This is a genomic window from Sphingomonas sp. PP-CE-1A-559, from assembly GCF_004340965.1.
Classification (GTDB): domain Bacteria; phylum Pseudomonadota; class Alphaproteobacteria; order Sphingomonadales; family Sphingomonadaceae; genus Sphingomonas.
On sequence record NZ_SLYA01000010.1, the window covers coordinates 39,203 to 58,836 of the forward strand.

The following is a 19,634-nucleotide window of genomic DNA, read 5'->3' on the forward strand; positions in this document are numbered from 1 at the left end:
GCCGGCGGTGTTATGGCGGGCATAGGCTTCCAATTAGCGAAAACCGCGCGTGAGGGCGGCGTCGGCGGGATCGTCGGCGCCGCCGCGTTTGGTGCGGTGATCAGCGCCGGGCCGTGGCTGATCACCGCGGTCGCGATGGCGATGCTCAACCACTGGTCGGGCGCGCATCTCGGCGCGGGCGGCGCGCGGACCGTCCAGACGATCCTGGTCTATGCGTTCAGCCTGTCCGCACTCGCTGCGGCACCGGTCGGCATTCTCGCAACCCGGATGGTGGCGGATCGGATCTTCGCGCGCGATGCGGGCGGCGTGTCGGGGATCATGCTGGTAGCCCTCGCTGCGGGCGGCGCGATCGCGCTTGCCGTCGGCGCCACCGTGTTCGGATACCTGGCCGGGCTGCCGCTTGGCGAAGCCGCGCTCGCGACCTTGATCCTCGCTTGGCTCACCCAGGTCTGGATCGCCGCGCCCCTGCTCACCGCGCTGCGCCGCTACCGCGCGATCCCCCTCGCCTACCTGCTCGGCATCGGCTTTTCGACGCTGATATTGTGGCTCCTGCCAAAGCCGAGCGTCGTCGTCGTGCTCGCGGTCATCGCCGGCGGTATCGGCCTGACGCTGGCCGCGATCATGGTGGTGATCCGCCGGCATTTTTCTGCGCTGCCCGTCTTGCCCGAGAGGGATGCGATGGCGCTGCGGCTCGCGTGGATCGTCGCGGCGGCAGGCGTTGCCGGGGTCGTCGCGATCTGGATCGACAAATGGCTGTTGTGGGCGGGGCCCGACAGCATCCGCGCGATCGGACTGTTGCGGCTCAATCCGATCAACGACCAAGGCAGCTTTCTCGGGCTTCTGACGATGGTCCCCGGGCTCACGCTGTTGCTGATCGTGACGGAGACGCGGTTCGATCGCGCGTTCGGCGACATGATCGTCCGGTGTACCGGCACGTCGACGCTGCAACGGATCGAGGAGGCGCGCAGCGAACTCGCGCGGACGATGTTCGACGGCCTGCGGATCATGCTGCTGGTGCAGGTGCTGGTCGCCGCGCTCGCCTGGGTGTTCGCGGTGCCGCTGTTCGAGCTGATCGGCGCAGACGCGCGCGCGATCTTCGCGTTCCGGCAGACTTCGCTCGGCACCGTCTTCCACCTCGTGGTGATTGCAACGACCGTGGTGCTGGCCTATTACGACCTGTTCGGTCGGATCCTGCTGACGTGGACGGCCTTCGCGGTCGGCAGCGGCGTCGCGACACTGTTGCAATGGGATGCAGGGTTTGCCGCATTCGGCTGGGGCTATATGGCCGGCGCCGTGGTCGGTGCGTCGGTCGGCATCGCGCTGGTCGCGGAGGCCACGGTCAACCTCACCTACCTGCTGTTCGTCGGCAACAATCCCTCGGTCGTGGGGCATGGAGGGCGTCTGTTGTGACGGGAAGTACGGATATGCCGCGCCGGAAGATCATGCGGCGGATACTGGCGCTGGGTGCAACGGCCCTGACGCTCGGGCTTCGATCGCGGTCGGAGGCCACCGCCAAGCCGCGCGCCAGCACGGCACGCCGTTGGGGCGTCGATTACGGCGCAACGACCGATCCCGTGTTGGCGAAGGCGTGCGCCTTGCTGGTGCTGGAGCCGCACCATGCCCGCCCGATCGCACCGCTTCGTGGACCCGGCAGCATCCTGCTCGGCTATGTCAGCTTCGGCGAAGTCGAGCGCAGCCGGCCGTATTTCGCCGGGCTCGAAAAGGCCGGTGCGCTGAGGGCCGCCAATCCCAACTGGCCCGACGCGCGGCTCGCCGACCTGCGTCATCCGGCGTGGCGCGTAGCGGTGCTCGACCGCCTCGTCCCCGCGATCCTGGCGCTGGGTTATGACGGAATCTTCATCGATACGATGGATAACGCCGAAGCGATGGAACGGCAGGATCCGGTGGCCAACAAGGGCATGGTAGCGGCGGGCGTGTCGCTGATCGCCGCCGTGCGCGCGCGCTTCCCCAGGATCCGCATCATGCTCAACCGCGGCTATGCACTGCTGCCCGACGTCGCGCCGAAGATCGATTACCTGCTCGGCGAGGCGATGGCATCGCGGTGGAACTTTACCGCCAAGCATTATGAGTTGCTCAGCGATTCGGACTGGGCGTGGCAGGCCGGTCGCCTGCGCGCGGCTCAGGTCCGGAACCCGGCATTGAGCCTGATGACGCTCGATTACTGGGATCCGGCAGACACCAAACAGGTCGCGGCACTGTATGCGCGCGAACGGGCGGCGGGGTTCAGCCCCTATGTCGCGACGCTCGCGCTCGACCGACTGGTCTTGGAGCCGGCCGGATGAGGATCGACCGCCGACGCGGACGGCTCGCGATCGTCCTGCCCGCAATCGCCGGGCTTGGCCTGCTTGCGGGCGGGCTGATGCTGTTGCCGAACGACCGCGAGATCCTTCACGCCGAGCGTCGCGCACAGCCGGTGCCGACGGCGAGCAGTTCGCTGCCCGTCGCGCCGGTAGCGCCCCCGGTGGTGCCGCCTGCGCATCCGGCGATCGCGGCGCAGATCGCGACGGCCGATGCAGCGGCGCTGGCCGCGCTGACCGCGCAGCTGATTACCGAGGGTCAATCGGTGTCGACGATGCAGGTCGCCTATGATCTGGTCGCAGCAAAGCGACCGGCTGTGGCGCTGAATTATCTTGCGGCACGGCCCGACGGCGGGGCGGCAGCGACGTGGCGGTTGCGTGTCGATCTTCTTCGCCAAACCGGACGAACCGCGGATGCGTCGACGCTCGTCATGCAGGCGGCGCAGAAGCGCGGATCGGTGCCGGCCGCGGACATCGTTGCGGCGGCCTATGCGATCGATCGGCCCGACCTCGTGATCGTGGCAGCGGCGAACCACGTCGTACCGCCGCCCGATGCCGCGCTGTCGCTCGATCTGGCACGGCGTGCCGACAAGGCTGGGCGCACTGACCTGATCGCATTGCTCGACAGGACGACGACGGCGAACTGGCGGGCGGCGGATCCCTGGCTGGCGATCCGTGTCGCGGCGCGCGCGAAGGATACCGCCGCAGGGTTGAGGGCGACCGACTATCTGCCGGTCGAGCAGCGGGCGGCCGCACGCGAGGCGATCCTGACCGACGCAGGCGACCGCGACGGCCTGCGTACCGAACTGCTGGCGCGCGCCCAGGCGCCGGGCGCGCAACCCGAGCGGGAGGCGGAGCGGCTGCTTGCAACGGGTTACCGCGGCGATGCGATGGCGGTGCTGCGGCGGGCGGCGACCGGCCAGCCACCGACCGCGCCGGCAGCTCAGCGCCTGCTGTTCCTGATGGGGCCGCGGCCGGGGGGCGACGATCTCATCTGGCTTAAACAGCAAAGTTTGCAGGGCAGCCCGGACCAGCAGCGCGCTTGGCTGACGCGCTATGCCGAGCGCGATCGACCGGGCGAGGCGCTGGCGTTCCTGTCGCGACATCCGCTCGCGGGCCAGACCGAGGTGATGCTGATGCGGCTGTCGCTGGCTCGCGCGGCTGGCAATGATACCGCCGGTCGTGCGCTGCTAGCGTCGTTGCTGGACGGCCGCTCGCTCGATCCGGCGCAGGTCGCCGCGCTATCCGCCGCAGCCCCCACGAAGGTCGAACCGGCACAAGCGGCTGCGATCGCGAAACGGCGCGTTGCGGCCGGGGTCGCGGCGCCGCGGGATCAGCTCGACCTCGCCTGGACGGCGTGGAACGCGGGCGATGCCAAGGGCGCGGCGAAGTGGCTCGATCAGCATCTGGCGAGCGATCCGACCGACCTCCCGGCGCTACGGCTGATGGCCGACGTTCAGGCGCGGATGGGGGGCGAGCGTGCGGCACGACCCTGGCTGGACCGCGCGCTCGTCCAGACACCCGCCGCCAGCAAGGCTCGCGTGGAGATCTTGGAAAAGCTCGGTCGTCGGGCCGAGGCCGTGGCGCTGGTCGAGACGCTGCGCGCCGAGACCCCGCGCGACCGATCGCTCGCCGCGCTGCACGCACGCCTGCTGATCGCACAGGGCCAGGCCGGGCGTGCCCGAACGGTGCTGGCGCAATGATCGCGCTGTTTCTCTGTCTGACGGACGCGCCCGCGCTGACCGTTCCCCATACCGTCTTCGCGGACAGTCGGGTCGTGGTGCCCGAGGTCGTGCTCGCCTGGCCCGACGACGCGGTCGTCCGGATCGAGGACCGCGATGGAGAGCTGGTCGCGCGCTTCGACCAGGCGATGACGTCCGACCGGATCGCGGCGTTTCGCGAGGCCGCAGGCGATGCGATCGGCGATCTTCGCTGGAACGACGACAGCCTCGTCCTGCGTCCCGCCGCCGGCTGGTCGATGACCTGGCGGCAGGCGGGCGCAACGGTCGCGGTGACCTTCTCACCGCCGGCCATGACCCAACCGCTCGCCGAGAGCACCGACGATACCGCATCCGATGCGGCGCTGACCGCGATCGAGGCAGACGCCGCAGCCGGATATCCGGGGCCAGCACGACGCGCCGCGACGCAATTGGCGAAACGCTATCCGACCGACCCACGCGCGGCGCGCATGCTCGCCGACACGCGTCTCGCCGACGGTGACGTGCGCGGCGCGGCACGCGATTACCGCACGCTCGCGGCCGACGACCTGACCGCTCGGCGCGCCATCGCCGCCGTACCGGGAACGGCCAGCATCGGCGTCACCGCGCGCGACGGCAGCGACCTGTCGCAGGCGGAGTTCGCCGCACGGATCGATGCGGCGGTCGGCGATACCTTCACCGTCGGTGGCGGTATCCGCCATGTCGCCAGTCGTGTCGGCGACGACGCACGGACCGTGCGAACCGGCGACACGATCGTCGATGCCTCGCTAGCCGCAGCGTTCGACGGCGCAGTCCGCGTACAGCTGCTCGCCTCCGCAGCACTCGACGACGGCGTCACCGGGGGCGGCGCCAAGGCCGTCGCGGGGTCCGCCGATGCACAGTTTCGCGTAACGTTGACCGGGCACATGCCCGATTACTCGACGCCAGCGCAGGTGCTGGCGGGCGGCTATCTGTCACGCGCCCTGATCGGCGTGACCTATCGCCTGACGCCTGGTCTCGTCGTGCAAGGCGATATCGGCGCGAACCGCTACGGGCTCGCCGGGAGCAGCGGCGCGAGTGACACCATCGTCGCGAGCGGCGGGGTCGATTATCTCATCCGCCGCCAGTTCCCCGCGCTCGGCCTGACCTATCGGTTCGAGGCAGAATATGTCGAGCGCATGCAGCTCGGGGCGAACAGCCTGGCGATCATCCCGCTCGCCACGCGGGAGAACCATACCGTCCAGGGTCTGCTCAGCGGCGCGCTCGGTACGGTGCAGATGAGCGCACTGGCAGGCTGGACCGTCGACAGGTTCGGTGGTGATGGGCCGACCGCCAGTCTTGGCATTGCAGCACCGATCGCGGTGGCCTGGCGGGTCGAGGGCAGTGGCGGCATCACCTCGATCGCACGCCCCGGCTTCTCCGGTCGCCAACTCTACGCACGGGCGCTGCTGACACGCAGCCTTGGGGATACGCAGTGACGCACGACGACCAAGTTCGCAAATGGCAGACCCGGTGGCGACGCCCCGCGCGCGTCGCCGCGGAGATCGCGCTTGCCTTCGCCGCGCTGGTCGCACTCGACTGGTGGCTGACGGGCGGCACCGGTTTCGCGCACGTCCATCCGAACCCCTATTGGGTGCCGGTCCTCGTGATGGCGCTGGCGTATGGGACCGGCCCCGGCGTTCTCGCAGCCGTGATCGCATCGGGGCTTTGGCTCGCCAACGTTCACGACACCCCGGGCGAACGCGATTACCTCGATCACCTGTTCCATCTGTCGCTACAGCCTTTGATGTGGTTCGTCGTGGCGGGGATCATCGGCGAAGTGACGATCATGCGGACCGGGCGTCACGATCGGCTGGAAAAGCGCGGCCGGGTCGCGACGCGGAATCTGGCAAGGCTGACCGACGCGTTTGCGACGCTGTCGCAGACCAATCGCCTGTTGCAGGTCCAGATCGCGACGGAAGCGCATACCGTCGGCCATGCGATCGAGACGGCGACGCGGCTCAGTTCGGAGGACCGGGCAGAGCGGCGCGGTGCGATCGGCGAACTGGTCGCGCTTGCCGCGCGGACCGCCGACTTCACCTGCTACAGGGTCACCGGCGGGGAGGCGCGTGCCTGGCTCCGCGGGCCGGTTACCGCAGGGCGGCGCGACGTCCTGCCCGCGTCCCTCCTGGAGAGGATCGAGCGGCACAAACGCATATTGCATGTCGCCAAGCGCAGCGATCGGCACGCGCTCGACGGTGTCGGCGTCGCCGCGATCGCGTTGCCCGACCGGAAGACCGGCGAGATCGTCGGCTGCCTGGTTCTCCACACCCTGCCCTTCGAGGCGTTGAACGCGAGTCGTACCGCGGAACTCGCCGAGATCGCCGCCTGGTTGACGCCCCTGCTCGCCGATCTACCGCAGGCGACACGGCGACCCGCGAGATCCGCCGGGCTGGTCGCATGATCCTCCGCCTGATCGCGCTGCTGGTCGTCGAGATGATGATCCTGGCGGCGTGCCAGATATCCGGAGTCGCGGCCGGCTGGAGCCTCGCCGTGCATGCCGTGGCGAGCGCGTTCGGGTTCGGCGTGTGGCTTCGCAGCGGTACCGCGACCGGCTTTGCCCCGGCAGTACTCGGCGTGTTCGGACCGCTCGGGCTGCTCGCCGCGCTGCCGCTCGTCCGTGTATTCAAGCTCAAGACGCAGCGCAGCGACGACGAGATGTTCGGCCCGGTTGCCGGGCGTTCCGCACAGCGCGGCGCGCGTCTAGCTGTCGCGCGGATGCTTGACGGACGCGTCCATCATGCGACGCCCGATACACTGAGTTCGCTGGTCACGATCATGCGTCACGGCGCGGTTGCCGAGCGGCGGTGCGCGCTGGAAACCGTGGTGCGATCGTTCGAGCCGGCGCTGTCACCGCTCATCGCATTGGCGCTGACCGATGGCGACCAGACCATCCGCGCACTGGCGGCGGCAGCCTCGGCCCGGGTGGCGGAGAACCTCGTCCTGGCACGGGCGAGGCTATCGGCGCGCATCGCCGATGGCGCCGATCCGGACGCCGCCACCAGCCTGGCGACGCTGCTCGCGGATCATGCCCGCTCGGACGTGCTGCTGTCGGATTCGCAACGCCTCCACCTTCGCGAGGATGCGGTCGCAACGATGGTCGCCGCGGTCCCTTCAAAGGCGGACGATCCAGGGTCTGGAACGCGCGACGCGTTGATGATGGAAGCATTGTGGGCCGCCGGCGATTACGCGGCGATCGACCGGATGGCGACTGCGATCGAGGCCGCGTCGGAGCGGAACGATACGCCGATGGACGCTACCCATCGCGGCGCGACGACGCGGGCGATCTGGTGGCTGACGGGAGCGGCGGCATGATCCCGCTCTCGGCCCTTACCGAAAAGTCGCGACAAGCGTCTGTCGACATACCGGACGCCGACATCTGCCTGATCGTCGAGGGCGCTTACCCCTATGTGATCGGTGGCGTGTCCGGTTGGTTGCAGGATCTGATCACGCATCTGCCGGACATCCGGTTCGTGATCGCCGCGATCAAGCCGGGCGCCGGGCTGCTCCCGTTCCAGTTGACGCCGCCGCCCAACGTTGTCGCGGTTGTCGAGATCGGCCTCGCGCCCGCACCGGCCGTTCCACGCGCCATTCCAGACCGGATCGCGGTGCCGATCGCCGATGCGCTGGTCGCGTTCGTCGCGACGGGTGGCGCGGATCGGCTCGCGACGCTGATCGACGTGATCGGCGGCAGCACCCGGCCGCTCGCGCCCGGCGATATCCTGTCGCACCCCGCCGTCTTCGCCAGGCTCCGGCGCCATTATCAGGCGATGCTCCCCAAGGCGTCCTTCCACCATTATTTCTGGGCGATGCGCGTTCTGCTGGGCGGGTTGCTCGCGGTACTGACCACGCCCCTGCCCCGCGCGAAGGCGTATCACACGATCTCGACCGGGTTCGCGGGCCTGCTTGCCGCGCGAGCCGCGCGCCAGACCGGGCGACCGGCGTTCATCACCGAGCATGGCATCTACCTGCTCGAACGCCAGATCGAGGTAATGATGGCGGACTGGATCGGCGACCAGGTCGACACCGGGCTCGAACTGGAGCGCAGCGTCCGCGACCTTCGCGACCTGTGGGTGCGCGCGTTCACCAGCTATGCGACCGCGTGCTACGACAGCTGCGACCCGATCGTCGCGCTGTACGGCGCGAACACGGCAGTCCAGCGCCGGCTGGGCGCTGCCATCGAGCGTGTCCGCGTGATCCCCAACGGGATCGATTCACGGCGGTTCGCGAGCCTCCCGGACCAACGCGATCCGGCGCATCCGCTGGTCGCGCTGCTCGGCCGCGTGGTGCCAATCAAGGACGTGAAGACGTTCATCCGCGCCGCCGCGATCGCGCACGCCGAACGTCCCGATATCCGCTTCGTCGTGCTTGGCCCCGAGGACGAGGACCCGGAATATGCCGCGGAATGCACACGACTGGTCGAGGATCTGGAGCTGACGCCGGTTTTCCGCTTTGCCGGACGCGTGCGGATCGAGGACTGGATGGCGAAGATCGACCTGCTCGTGCTCACCAGCCTGTCGGAAGCGCAACCGCTGGTGATCCTGGAAGGCGGCGCGTGCGGTATCCCGGTGGTGGCACCCGATGTCGGCAGTTGCCGCGAGATGATCGAGGGGCGCGGTGGCACGGACTCCGGCCATGGCGGCATCGTCACGCCATTGGTCAATCCGGCTGCGACCGCGGCGGGGATCCTGACGATCGCCGGCGATCCGTCAATGCGACTGGCGATGGGGGAAACGATGCGCGAGCGCGTGCGGCGGGATTATGACCACGACACGATCATCGGAGCCTATGCCACCCTGTATGAGACGCTAATGACGGGGTAGGATCGGTCGTGCTGTTGCCGCACGATCCGTGATCGGCGTAGGAAACGGGTCATGACGCTCGACGATCTCGGCCCTCGCCTGTGCATCCTTGGGCCATCGAACAGCGGGAAGTCGACGCTGGCGGCCGCGATCGCACGGGGACGCGGTCTGCCCGCCATCCATCTCGACCAGCTTCACCACCAGCCAAATACCGACTGGCAGCCGCGGCCGGACGACGAGTTCCTAGCTTTGCACGACCTGGCTATCGCCGGCTCACGCTGGGTGATGGACGGCAATTATTCGCGGTGCCTGTCGCAGCGTCTCGGACGGGCGACGTGCGTGATACTTCTCGAAGCGCCGACGATGACCAGCCTCCTGCGCTATCTCCGGCGATCCTGGTTCGACCGAACGAGGCACGGAGCACTCGACGGCGGCAGCGACCGAGTCACATGGGCGATGATCCGACACATCGCGGTCACGACACCCGCCAACCGCAGGCGGTACGCGGCACTGTTCGACCAGGTCGTCCTGCCAAAACTCATGCTGTCGACCACGCGCGACTTGGCGCGATTCTACCGTGCCGAAGGACTCGAGCGATAGTTGCAATCGCGTGGGCCGCGCGACGGAAAGGGAGCAACTTAAGCGTTAAGTCCCACCCGTCACGACCGTATCGCTGAGGTCGCCGATCGCCGGGCCTGCCAGAATGGGAACGCTTGTGATCGGCAAGGCGGTGCCTACCGGTCCGGGCAACGTCTGTACGAGCGCCGGCCTGATCCTCGCGTCGGTCGCGGGTGCGAGTTGGGGTGCGGGTCGGGCAGCGGCACTCGGAACCTGCGCGCGATCGATCGGCGCCAACACGGGATCGAACGGCCCGAACGTCTTCGCCCGGATGCGCCGCGTATTCTGCGCCGGATCGTAGCTCGGCACGGCCTGATCGATCGCCGCCGCCTGCAATCGCCCGAGCGTCGCGAGCAGGCGCGCTTCCGCAGCATAGGCGCCATAGGTCGCGTTGACGAAGACGAGTTGCGCGGTCAGCAGCCGCTGTTCCGAATCGAGCACTTCGAAATTCGAGCGAAACCCTTCCGCGAACCCGCGTTGGACGCCGGTGAGCGCCGACTCCGCGGCCTCGGTCGCGAGCTTCCCCGCCGCCATCTGCTCGCCGCCCGCCACCGCCTGGTTCCAGGTGTTCTGCGCGTTGGCCAGAGCGGCACGCCGCGCCGTTTCGACCTCGAAGCCGAGTTGCTGGCGTTCGGCGACCGCGGCGCGGACGCGCGATCCGATCACGCCGCCGGTCAGCAGCGGCATCGTCACGGTGACCCCACCGGTCGCCTGCGCACCGGCATCACGCAGGCGATAGGAATACGGACTTACATAGCCATAACTGCCCGACAGCGCGACGATCGGCGCGCGTTCGGCGCGTTGCGCGGCGATCCGCGCGTCGCCCGCCTTGGTGGCGAGGATCGCCTGCCACAGGCTCGGGCTCTCCTTCTCGACCACCGCAAACGCCGCATCGAGCGAGCCAGGCAGGCCGGGCAACGTCGGCGGGACGAGCAAACTACCGGGATTGCGCCCAACCACGGCTGCGAACCGCCCCCGGCTCGCCTGGAGGTTGACCGTCGCCTGCGCCAGTTGCGCGCGGATGATCTCGCGCTGCGCCTGCGCCTGCGCGATGTCGGTGCGGGTCAGGTCACCGCCGCGTTCGCGCGCGATCGCCTGCGTGACCTGACGTCCGTAGGAATCGAGCGAGCGTTGCTGGATCGCCACCAGTGCCTGGTCGCGCCGCACCGACACGAACGCATCCACGACTTCGAGCAGGATCGCGTTCTCCGCCTCGCGCAGCCGTTCGCGTCCCGCCAGCACCGTCGCCTCGGCCGCGGACACCTGCGCCGCGGTGCGCCCGCCGTTGAGCAGGATCTGCGACGCGGTCAGCGAAGCGCCGACCATCCGCCCCCGTGCCGTATCGAAATCGCCGAGCAAGCCGCGCTGGTCCTGTGACTGATATTGCAGCGTCATGTTGACGCCCGCGGTCAGCCGGTACGCCGCCCCCGCCTGGACGATCTGCTCGTCGAGCGCACGGAGTTGCGCGCGTTGCCCCTCCAGCGAGGGGTTGCTGCGATACGCGTCGGCGATCGCCTGCCCCAGCGTTTCCGGCGCGGCGGACCGTGCCTCCGGTGCCGTCTGGGCGACCGCGGATCCAGCCGGCAACAGAAGCACGACGGCGGCGAGGCGAAGGATATCAGCGTTCATGGAGCGACCGTGAAAAAGCCTCGGTCAACGGATCGAGGAGATAGTCGAGTGCGGTGCGCGACCGCAGCTTGACGAGGACGGTGACGGGCACGCCCGCGCGGATGCCGGTGTCGCGGCCGCGGACGGCCTCGACCTTGGCGATCTGGTCGCGCGGCACGGTGATCTCGGCGCTGAAATAGCTGTGGCCGGTCTGCTCGTCGCGGAGCGAATCCGCGGACACCGTGCGGACCGTGCCGAGCAGGATCGGCAGGTCGCGTTCGTGCAGCGACAGGAACTTCACTTCGGCTTCGCGCCCTGCAAACACGCCGTCGATGTCGCCGGGCGAGAAGTTCGCGCGGACCACGAGCGGCGCGGCGTCGGGGACGATGTCGAGGATCGCCTGCCCCGGCTGGATCACGCCGCCGACCGAGAAGACGCGCAGCCCGACGACGCGGCCCGCCACCGGCGCGCGAATGATCGTCCGCGCCAGCTGCTCGCGCGCAGCGGCGAACTTCGGCATCACCTCGTTCAACTGGAACTGCGTGTCGCGGAGCAGCGTGGCGCTGTCCTCGACATATTTGCGGCGGGTCTGGACGCCCTCCGCGCGCGTCTGGCCGATCTGTTCGCGCGCCGCCGCCGAGCGCGAGACATAGTCGGCGTCGGTCCCCTCAAGCTGCTGGATCGAGCGCTCGATCGCCCGCACCGTGTTGCGCGAGACATAGCCCTGATCGGCGAGCGTACGCGTGCTCTCCAACTGTTGGCGAAGCGATGCGCGCTGGCGAGCAGTCGCTTGCGCCTGTGCGTTGAAGCCGGTCGTCTGCTGCGCGACGGCCGCCGCCTGCTGGCGGAGTACCGCACCGTTGGCGGCGAGCGCAGCCGAACGCGCGGTGCGTTGCGCGATCTGGAGCGACTTCGCCCGCTCGACCAGCCGCAGGTCGTCGCCCTGTGCGGATGCGAACTCGGCGGGCCAGACGATCGCGCCACCGCGAACGTCCGCTTCGAGCCGTGCGCGCTGCGCCTGGAGGTCGATGACACTGGCCGCCAACGCGCGTTCGCTTGCGGTCACTTCCGCGCCTTCGAGGCGGAACAGGACGTCCCCCGCGCGGACATGCTGGCCGTCGCGCGCGGCCATCGCCGCGACGATCCCGCCCTCGCGGTGCTGGACGGTCTGGCGATTGCCGGCGACGACCACCTGCCCGTCGCCCGCCGCTGCCGCATCGAGCCGCGCGAACGCTGCCCAGCCGAGCCCAACGACGAAGAAAAGGATCGCGACCAGTCCGCCGATCAGGATCGCGTGACGCGGAGAATCGTCGAGGCGCAGGCGATCGCCGAGGCTCGCACCACCAGCGGCGGGGACCGGACTGGCCAGTTCGGCGGGGATCATCGTGCACCTCCGGTCGCCGTCGTGGACGCGACGTTGGCGGGACGCACCACCTTTGCCCGCTCGTCAAACAACTGGATCGTGCCGCCGCGCAAAACCATGATCTTGTCGACCGCTTGCAGAAGCCCGGTCCGGTGCGTCGACACGATCACCGTCGCACCGCGCGCGCGCAGTGCTGCCAACGTCGTCACCAGCCGTGCTTCGCCGTCGCTGTCGAGATGCGCGTTGGGTTCGTCGAGGAACAGGATCGTCGGCGAGCCGAACAGCGCGCGCGCCAGCGCGACCGACTGGTTCTGCCCCGCCGACAGCCCCGATCCGTCCGCCATGCTCAGCATCGTCGCATAGCCATTGGGCAGGCCCAGGATCACCTCGTGCGCGCCCGCCGCCTGCGCCGCCTCGACCACCGCGGCGTCGAGTTGCTCGCTCTCGCCCGCCAGCACCGACTGGAAGCGCGAGATGTTGGTGTGGACCGAGGTCGGGAACAGCGACGGCGATTGCGGCATGTAACCGACATGGCGGCCGAGCTGTTCGCGGTTCCAGTCCGCGAGATTTGCGCCGTCGATCCGTACCTCGCCGGTGTCCGGTGACAAGGCTCCGGAAAGTACGCGCAGCAAGGTCGATTTGCCTGCCCCGCTCGGACCGACCAGCGCGACGATCTCGCCGGGCTCGACCGCGAAACTGATATCGGACAGCAGCGCCCGATCGCTGGCTTCGGCGCGGACGGTGACGCCGCGAACGTCGATCCGGCCGACCGGCGTCGGCAGGACGGTCGCATCGATCGCCGGCCCCGGCATCGCGCAAAACGCATCGAGATCGCGATAGGCGTTGCGCGCGGCGGCGAGCGGCTTCATCGCGCCCAGGATCTGCTCGACCGGTTGCAATGCACGCCCCAGCAGCAGCGACGCCGCAAAGATCGCACCGCCCGAAATATCCTGCCGGATCGCCAGCAACGCCCCGAGTGCCAGCGCGAGCGATTGCAGCAACAGCCGCAGGAACTTGGTGATCGCAAGAAACTGTCCCGCAGTGCCGGCAAGCGCCGACTGACGGCGGACGAGTTCGGCGCGTTCGAGCAGGTGCCGGGTGATCAGCGCGTTGCGCATCCCCATCACCCGCGCGACCTCCGACCCGTGGATCGACACGTCCTGTTCGCGCGTCGCCAACACTGCCCGCGCATGCGCATCGCGCGCAGCCCCCGCCGTCACCCGGTCGCTGAGGATCGCGATCCCGCCGAGCAGCAGCGCGCTGACCAGCGCCAGTACGCCGATCCACGGATGGAGCAGGAACGCGATGCCGATATAGATCGGTGCCCAGGGCGCATCGAACAGCGCGATGATCGTCGGCCCGGTCAGCGTGCCGCGTACCGTGTCGAAGTCGCGCATCGCCTGGCTACGCTGGCCGATCGTCGCGCCGTCGGTGCCGAGAATCCGCAGCAAGATGCCCGGCGCCGCCCGACGCTCCAGCCGCATGCTCGCGCGCAGCAGCAGTCGCATCCGGACCGCATCGAGGATTGCGAACACGATCAGCGCGAGGACGAGGATCAGCGTGAGCAGTAACAGCGTCGCACCACCGCGCGTCGGCACCACGCGATCATACACCTGCAGCATGAAGATCGACGGCACGAGGTACAGGACGTTCACCAGCCCGGAGAAAATCGCCGCGAACGCCAGATGGCGTCGACAGCCTCGGACTGCGCCAGCCAGGGCATTCTGGCGGCGACTGGCGTTTGCCGTCGCAGGCGCTGAAGATAACGTCGGCATCACGGCTATCTAGCCGCGAAAGGTTAAACGAACGGTTTCTCCGGCACTTGCGACCGTCAGAACGCTCCACATGCCGGTTGGCCTGCCGATTGGTCTATGGCCGGCAAAGCGCGGTCGCGAGCGATATTGCGCCGTCGCTGACGTAATCCGCTTCGACAATTACGTCTGCCACGGCATGCAACATGGTCGACGGTGATGGCGGAGCGGCATCAATCCGAAAGGCTACCCTTCTACCGATCTGTCTGCGCCCAGTTCAAAAGGGGCTTCTCTAATAAATTATCACTTACCACGGCCGAAATTACTCTGCCGACCGGCGTTCCGACCATAGCAATGGAAACATGTTTGAAGCGATCCTCACGTTTCTCGATGACGCTGGCGGACAAAACGGGGCAAATCTACACCCTCGAAATGCGGGACGGCTTTGCCTATTTGCCGGGAATGACGCGTGCGCTTATCTACATGCATACGGCTGTTAGTCCGGCCGCTTCTGCCGAAACACGTCCCTCCCCAACCGATTTCGCGCCAACGGCAGCTGGGAGATCTAGCTTGAGGACTTCGCGACCTGCGCGCACCCTCGGCAGTCGGCCGTGTGGGGCAACGACGGCGGCTTCCCACGCACGCGCTTACTGATCCTCGACGGCGACCGGTTCAAGCGCTGGGTCCGGCGGCAACGACGTCCTTCTCGGGTACCGAAACGACCAGGGCTTCTTCACGCCGCCAATCATAGCTCAGCTGCTAGCCGTCGCGCCTTGTGGCGGGGGGACCTACTTTCGGTCGTTCACGATCCGTTTGAAACTCCCGACATCGAGACATTCGTCGATCGTCAGATTTAAGCCCCAGAACATCTGTCCTGCAAAGGTGTCACCCGAAGGACGCCGTTTCGTAACCGAAATGACTCACCTAGCGTCTAGCCGCGACGACGGGGGCGGCCGTTCGGCTGCTGCGACAGGGAACCACCATGACATATTTTTCGCGCCGCGGACTGCGCAGCGGTTACGGCTACGCCGTTCTGATGGCGTCCGCCGCATTGACTGCGTTCGCGCCCGGTGCGCATGCCCAGTCTGCCGACCCCCAGTTCCAGAATGCCGACACCACCGCAGATGCCGACACCGCCGCCGACATTGTCGTGGTCGGCGCCGGCGAAACCCGCTCGGTATCGACGCTGTTGCCGGCGAACCTCGACGCGCTGCCGCCCGGCACCAGCATCCAGAAAGCGCTGAACATGCTGCCCGGTGTCAGCGCGCAGTCAATCGATGCGCTGGGCCTCAACGAACAGTCGATGTCGCTGCAGGTTCGCGGTTTCAGCACGACGCATCTCGGCTACACGCTCGACGGGATGCCGCTCGGCGACGGTGCCTATAACAACTACAACGGCCTTACGATCAGCCGCGCGTTGATTTCGGAGAATTTGGGTCGTGCCGATCTCGCGACGGGGATCGCCGGTCTCGGCATCGCCTCGACCAGCAACCTCGGTGGCGCGGTGATGTATACCAGCAGCAACCCGAGCAAGGATATTGGCCTCAAAATCAGCCAGACCGTCGGCAGCGAGAACGCCCTGCGCACTTTCGTACGTCTCGACACCGGCGAGTATGAAGGCCTGTCGGCCTATGTCTCGGGCCAATATGCCCGGCAGGACCTGTTCGTCGATCAAAATGCCTATACCCGATCGACCAGCAAGCAGATCAACGCCAAGATCATGTACAAGACCGACGGCTTCCGCCTTACCGCCTTTGCGGACATCTCGCGCACCAACCAGGCCGACGATGCCTATCTGTCCAAGGAAACGCTGGGACGCCGCGGCTGGGATCTCGGCGGTTACGCACCCGACTGGCAGACCTATCTCAGTCGCAACGCCTGCGCCGTGACGACGACGCCGATCAAGTGTGCGCCCTCGGTGCTGCCGGAGAAGAGCGGCGACGTCACCTACACCAACGGCCAGATCCTGCGGAACGACGGACTCTTCTATCTTGCGGCGGACATCGAGATCGCCAAGGGCCTGAGCGCGCGTGTTCAGGGCTATCGCCACACCGACAAGGGTGCCGGCAACAACTTCATCTCCGGGCTCTCGACACAGGGCACGGCAACCACCGCGGACGACCTGCCGGTGCAGATCCGGGACACGCGTTATACCATCGACCGCGACGGCATCCTCGGCAGCCTCAGCTGGCGGATCGGCTTCAACCATTTCGAAGCGGGCGTCTGGACGGAGGGCAACACCAGCAGCGCGGCGCGCTATATTCGCAATGACGTGAAGGGCCCGTTCGACCTGGGGCAGTTCCTTGGCGGCCAGCCGGCGACGGCGCAGTGGGTCCAGGAGACCGACTGGACGACGCGGCAATTCTATCTGCAGGATACGGTGTCGCTGCTCGACGATACGCTGAGCTTCGATTTCGGCTTCAAGGGCACCTATTCCAGGTCCGAGGCGCGGGCCGTTCCCGGCATTGCCAAGGCCGCGCCGCCCGCATCCACACAGTTCGCGACGGGGACGCTGGTGGCGAAGGATTACTTCCTTCCAGAGGCAGGCGTGCGCTGGGAAGTCGCGCACGGGCACGAACTGTTCGCGAGCTATGCCGAGAACATCGCGATGTACCAGGGCGGCTTCAAGCTCGGGCCGCAATCGGTGACGCAGGCGATCTGGAACGTCCAGGGATCGACGCTGAAGCCGGAAACGTCGCGCAGCGTCGAGGGCGGCTATCGGTATGTCAGCGGGATGCTGCAGGTCTCGCTGACCAGCTATTGGGTGAAGTTCGACGATCGCTTGCTGCAGTACAACCCGTGCCCGACGAACCAGCAGCAGAACCCCGGCTGCGGCAATTCCTTCCACAACGCCGGCAGCGTCACCGCCCGGGGCGTCGAGTTGGGCGTGCTACTGAAGCCCGCACCGTGGGTAACGTGGTATAATTCGGCGTCGCTGAACAAGACGACCTATGATCAGGATCTGAACTTCTGCACGACCACTTGCGTGCTCTATGCCACCGATGGCAAGCAGCAGGTCGATACGCCGGAGCAGCTCTATTCAAGCATGCTGACGCTGACGCAGGGCGGCTTATCCGCTTCGGTGCTGGGTAAATATACGGGCAAGCGCTATTATACCTATACGAACGACCAGGGGTTCGGTGGGTATGCCACGGTGGATCTCGGTCTCAGCTACAGCTTCGACGACTTCGGTCCGTTGAAGAACACGAAGCTGTCGTTGAACGTCACCAATCTGACGGACAAGCGCTATGCCTCCAATTTCGACAGCAGCGTGTTCGCGCCGAGCGACCCCACGGGATCGATCCTGGTATTCCATTCGTCGGCACCACGGCAGGTCTTCGGAACCCTCGGCGTTGCATTCTAGACGCCTGCCGGCCCTGCTGATCCTGATGGGTCTCCTCACTGCCTTCGCTGGCGGCGAGGAGGCCATTACCCGCCCCCATCAGGATCGGACCGTCGGCGCGCGCAGCGTCTCGCTGCACGGCCGGACCTATGTCGATCAAGGGCTGGTCGGCGCAGGTGTACTGTCGGCGGACACGGTCGATTTTCTCGGCGATACGCTCGGTTCCTTCTCCTCGCTGAAGATCGCGCGCGACAGCTGGAAGCGGGTCGGCGATCACTACGAAGGTGTGCTCTGGACCCTGCCCGATCGGGGGCGCAACGATCCCGCCGCCAAGCTCTTCTTCGAGTATCCCGCACGGTTGAACCGCTTCCGCGTCCGTTTCACGCCGGCCAGCGGCACGCTGGATCTCATACCCGATGGTGGCCTGGAACTGCGGGACTTTCGCGGCCAGCCCTTCACCGGCGCCGATCCGGGGCCGGGCACACTTACCGAGCGCGGCATCGTTCTTCCCGCCCCGGCCAGCGGCACGGGCGCCGGCAAGGTATCGTTCGATGCGGAATCGCTGCAATTCGCACGCGACGGCGGCTTCTACATCGGCGACGAATACACCGCGAACATCTATTATTTCGATCGGCAGGGTCGCCTGCGCGACGTGATCCGTCCCCCCACCGCGATCGCGCCACAACGCGCCGGACGAAGCTATTTCGGATCGTTGGAGGCGCCCTACACCGGTCGGCGCAACAACCAGGGGCCGGAGGGCATGTCACTGTCGCCCGACGGTCACACGCTGTTCGTGGCGCTGCAAAGCGCGCTCATGCAGGACAGCGCCACCGGCAACGCCGCGGGTAGGATCAACACGCGAGTCCTCCTGTATGACCTGAGCCGCACGCCGACGCCGGCGCACCCGATCGCGCATCACGTGGTGCAACTGCCCGCCTATACCGACCGAGGTGATGGCAGCGCGGTCAATCGTACCGCCGCGCAAAGCGAGATCCTCGCGCTCGATGACCACCGGTTCCTGATGCTTGCACGCGATGCCGCGGGTCGCGGCGCGGAGAAGACGACGCCCATCGTCTACAAAAGCATTCTACTCGTCGATACCACCGGCGCGACCAATCTTGCTGGTACGCCATACGAGACCGGCACAGCGTCCGTGTTGCGGACCCCGGCCGGCACGATGTTGAAAACCGGCATCGTCCCGACCAACCGGGTCGAGTTTATCAACATGCTCAACCCGGTCCAGCTGGCACGCGTCGGACTGACCGTCGCGGACCTGTCTGAAAAATGGGAGGCGATGGATCTCGTGCCTGTGCTGGAGCAGGGCCATCCAAACGATTATTTCCTGCTCGTCGGCAACGACAACGACTTCATTGCACGGCATTGCCAGATGTCCGGCCAATCCTGCGATTCCGATGTCGACAACGATAACCGAATATTGGTCTACCGCGTGGCGCTGCCAGCCCCGATGTGACTACCGAGCGGCGCTCAGCAAGTGTTCGCCGAATTCGCGATTTCGAACAGAGCCCGGAGCCCCCAAGAAGCGGATCCGTCAGCCGCTCCTTGGGGGCTCCGGAAGTAAGCCCCTTGCCGACCTGCCGCAACGAACCGAATAGACGTAGGAGAACGCGGAGCCCCATACCCGGCCATTCGAGCGCCTCCGCATGCTTCCCCGCTTCATCCGTCCGTTCATCTGGTGAGCAGAAGCAGGTGACGGTCGGATCAACTAGCTGCTGGCATAACGAGAAGAAAGCCGCAGCCGGCCTCAGTGGCCTGAAGCGTTCGAAAAAACGTTCATGACGATGACGCCGGCGATTATTAGGCCCATGCCAATGACAGCCGCGGCATCGAGCTTTTGACCCTGGAATGCCCATGCAGCCGTTGAAATCAGGACGATGCCGACGCCTGACCATATAGCGTATGCAATGCCTGTCGGGATCGTACGAAGGGTCAGTGACAGAAAGTAGAATGCAATACCGTAGCCGATGACGGTAACGAACGTCCAAGGCATGCGAGTGAAACCATTGGACTGCTTCATTGCAGTCGTGGCACAAACCTCGGAGACAATCGCGATCGCTAGCATGAAATAGTTCATGCA

Annotated in this window: 14 protein-coding genes; 10 read left to right on the top strand and 4 right to left on the bottom strand. The window is 67.0% G+C overall.

Features of this window, described 5'->3' with window-relative positions; translation table 11 throughout:
- The first annotated feature begins 12 nt into the window (after positions 1 to 12).
- Genes pelG through C8J42_RS17785 form a run of 8 tightly spaced genes read left to right on the top strand, consistent with a single transcriptional unit; the run spans position 13 to position 9,456 of the window.
- A complete protein-coding gene (pelG, locus tag C8J42_RS17750; protein ID WP_133021160.1) occupies positions 13 to 1,410 on the top strand; it encodes an exopolysaccharide Pel transporter PelG in 1,398 nt (465 codons plus the stop codon).
- A gap of 14 nt (positions 1,411 to 1,424) precedes the next feature.
- A complete protein-coding gene (locus C8J42_RS17755; protein ID WP_133021161.1) occupies positions 1,425 to 2,303 on the top strand; it encodes an endo alpha-1,4 polygalactosaminidase in 879 nt (292 codons plus the stop codon).
- Positions 2,300 to 4,021: a hypothetical protein gene (locus C8J42_RS17760; RefSeq protein WP_133021162.1), complete on the top strand. Its 1,722-nt coding sequence runs from the start codon at positions 2,300 to 2,302 to the stop codon at positions 4,019 to 4,021. Before C8J42_RS17755 ends, C8J42_RS17760 begins: the two co-directional genes overlap by 4 nt.
- The gene (locus C8J42_RS17765) at positions 4,018 to 5,493 is read left to right on the top strand and encodes a hypothetical protein (protein WP_133021163.1); all 1,476 of its coding nucleotides are present in this window, start codon (positions 4,018 to 4,020) and stop codon (positions 5,491 to 5,493) included. The genes C8J42_RS17760 and C8J42_RS17765 overlap by 4 nt, the downstream gene beginning before the upstream one ends.
- A complete protein-coding gene (locus C8J42_RS17770) occupies positions 5,490 to 6,458 on the top strand; it encodes a hypothetical protein (RefSeq protein WP_133021164.1) in 969 nt (322 codons plus the stop codon). Before C8J42_RS17765 ends, C8J42_RS17770 begins: the two co-directional genes overlap by 4 nt.
- Positions 6,455 to 7,369 (top strand): hypothetical protein, encoded by a 915-nt coding sequence (locus C8J42_RS17775; protein ID WP_133021165.1) that lies wholly within the window; start codon positions 6,455 to 6,457, stop codon positions 7,367 to 7,369. The genes C8J42_RS17770 and C8J42_RS17775 overlap by 4 nt, the downstream gene beginning before the upstream one ends.
- Positions 7,366 to 8,877 carry a GT4 family glycosyltransferase PelF gene (pelF, locus tag C8J42_RS17780; RefSeq protein ID WP_133021166.1) on the top strand — a complete coding sequence of 504 codons (1,512 nt, stop codon included), beginning with the start codon at positions 7,366 to 7,368 and terminating at the stop codon, positions 8,875 to 8,877. The genes C8J42_RS17775 and pelF overlap by 4 nt, the downstream gene beginning before the upstream one ends.
- A gap of 51 nt (positions 8,878 to 8,928) precedes the next feature.
- Entirely contained in the window at positions 8,929 to 9,456 is a 528-nt protein-coding gene (locus tag C8J42_RS17785) for an AAA family ATPase (protein WP_133021167.1), read from the top strand.
- Positions 9,457 to 9,501: 45 nt separating this feature from the next.
- On the opposite strand, the gene C8J42_RS17790 is transcribed toward C8J42_RS17785, so the two are convergent.
- From C8J42_RS17790 to C8J42_RS17800, 3 genes are read right to left on the bottom strand one after another with little or no spacing between them, the layout of a single operon-like run.
- Positions 9,502 to 11,103, bottom strand: coding sequence for a TolC family protein (locus C8J42_RS17790; RefSeq protein WP_133021168.1), 1,602 nt, complete (start codon positions 11,101 to 11,103; stop codon positions 9,502 to 9,504).
- A complete protein-coding gene (locus C8J42_RS17795; RefSeq protein WP_133021169.1) occupies positions 11,093 to 12,466 on the bottom strand; it encodes an HlyD family type I secretion periplasmic adaptor subunit in 1,374 nt (457 codons plus the stop codon). The genes C8J42_RS17790 and C8J42_RS17795 overlap by 11 nt, the downstream gene beginning before the upstream one ends.
- Positions 12,463 to 14,220 carry a type I secretion system permease/ATPase gene (locus tag C8J42_RS17800; protein WP_243644581.1) on the bottom strand — a complete coding sequence of 586 codons (1,758 nt, stop codon included), beginning with the start codon at positions 14,218 to 14,220 and terminating at the stop codon, positions 12,463 to 12,465. Before C8J42_RS17800 ends, C8J42_RS17795 begins: the two co-directional genes overlap by 4 nt.
- Positions 14,221 to 15,178: 958 nt before the next feature.
- On the opposite strand from C8J42_RS17800, the gene C8J42_RS17805 reads away from it, so the two are divergent.
- A complete protein-coding gene (locus C8J42_RS17805; RefSeq protein ID WP_243644582.1) occupies positions 15,179 to 17,560 on the top strand; it encodes a TonB-dependent receptor in 2,382 nt (793 codons plus the stop codon).
- Between the two features lie 25 nt (positions 17,561 to 17,585).
- Entirely contained in the window at positions 17,586 to 19,010 is a 1,425-nt protein-coding gene (locus C8J42_RS17810) for an esterase-like activity of phytase family protein (RefSeq protein ID WP_133021188.1), read from the top strand.
- A 291-nt stretch (positions 19,011 to 19,301) separates the two neighbouring features.
- On the opposite strand, the gene C8J42_RS17815 is transcribed toward C8J42_RS17810, so the two are convergent.
- The gene (locus tag C8J42_RS17815; protein ID WP_133021170.1) at positions 19,302 to 19,631 is read right to left on the bottom strand and encodes a multidrug efflux SMR transporter; all 330 of its coding nucleotides are present in this window, start codon (positions 19,629 to 19,631) and stop codon (positions 19,302 to 19,304) included.
- Positions 19,632 to 19,634 lie beyond the last annotated feature (3 nt).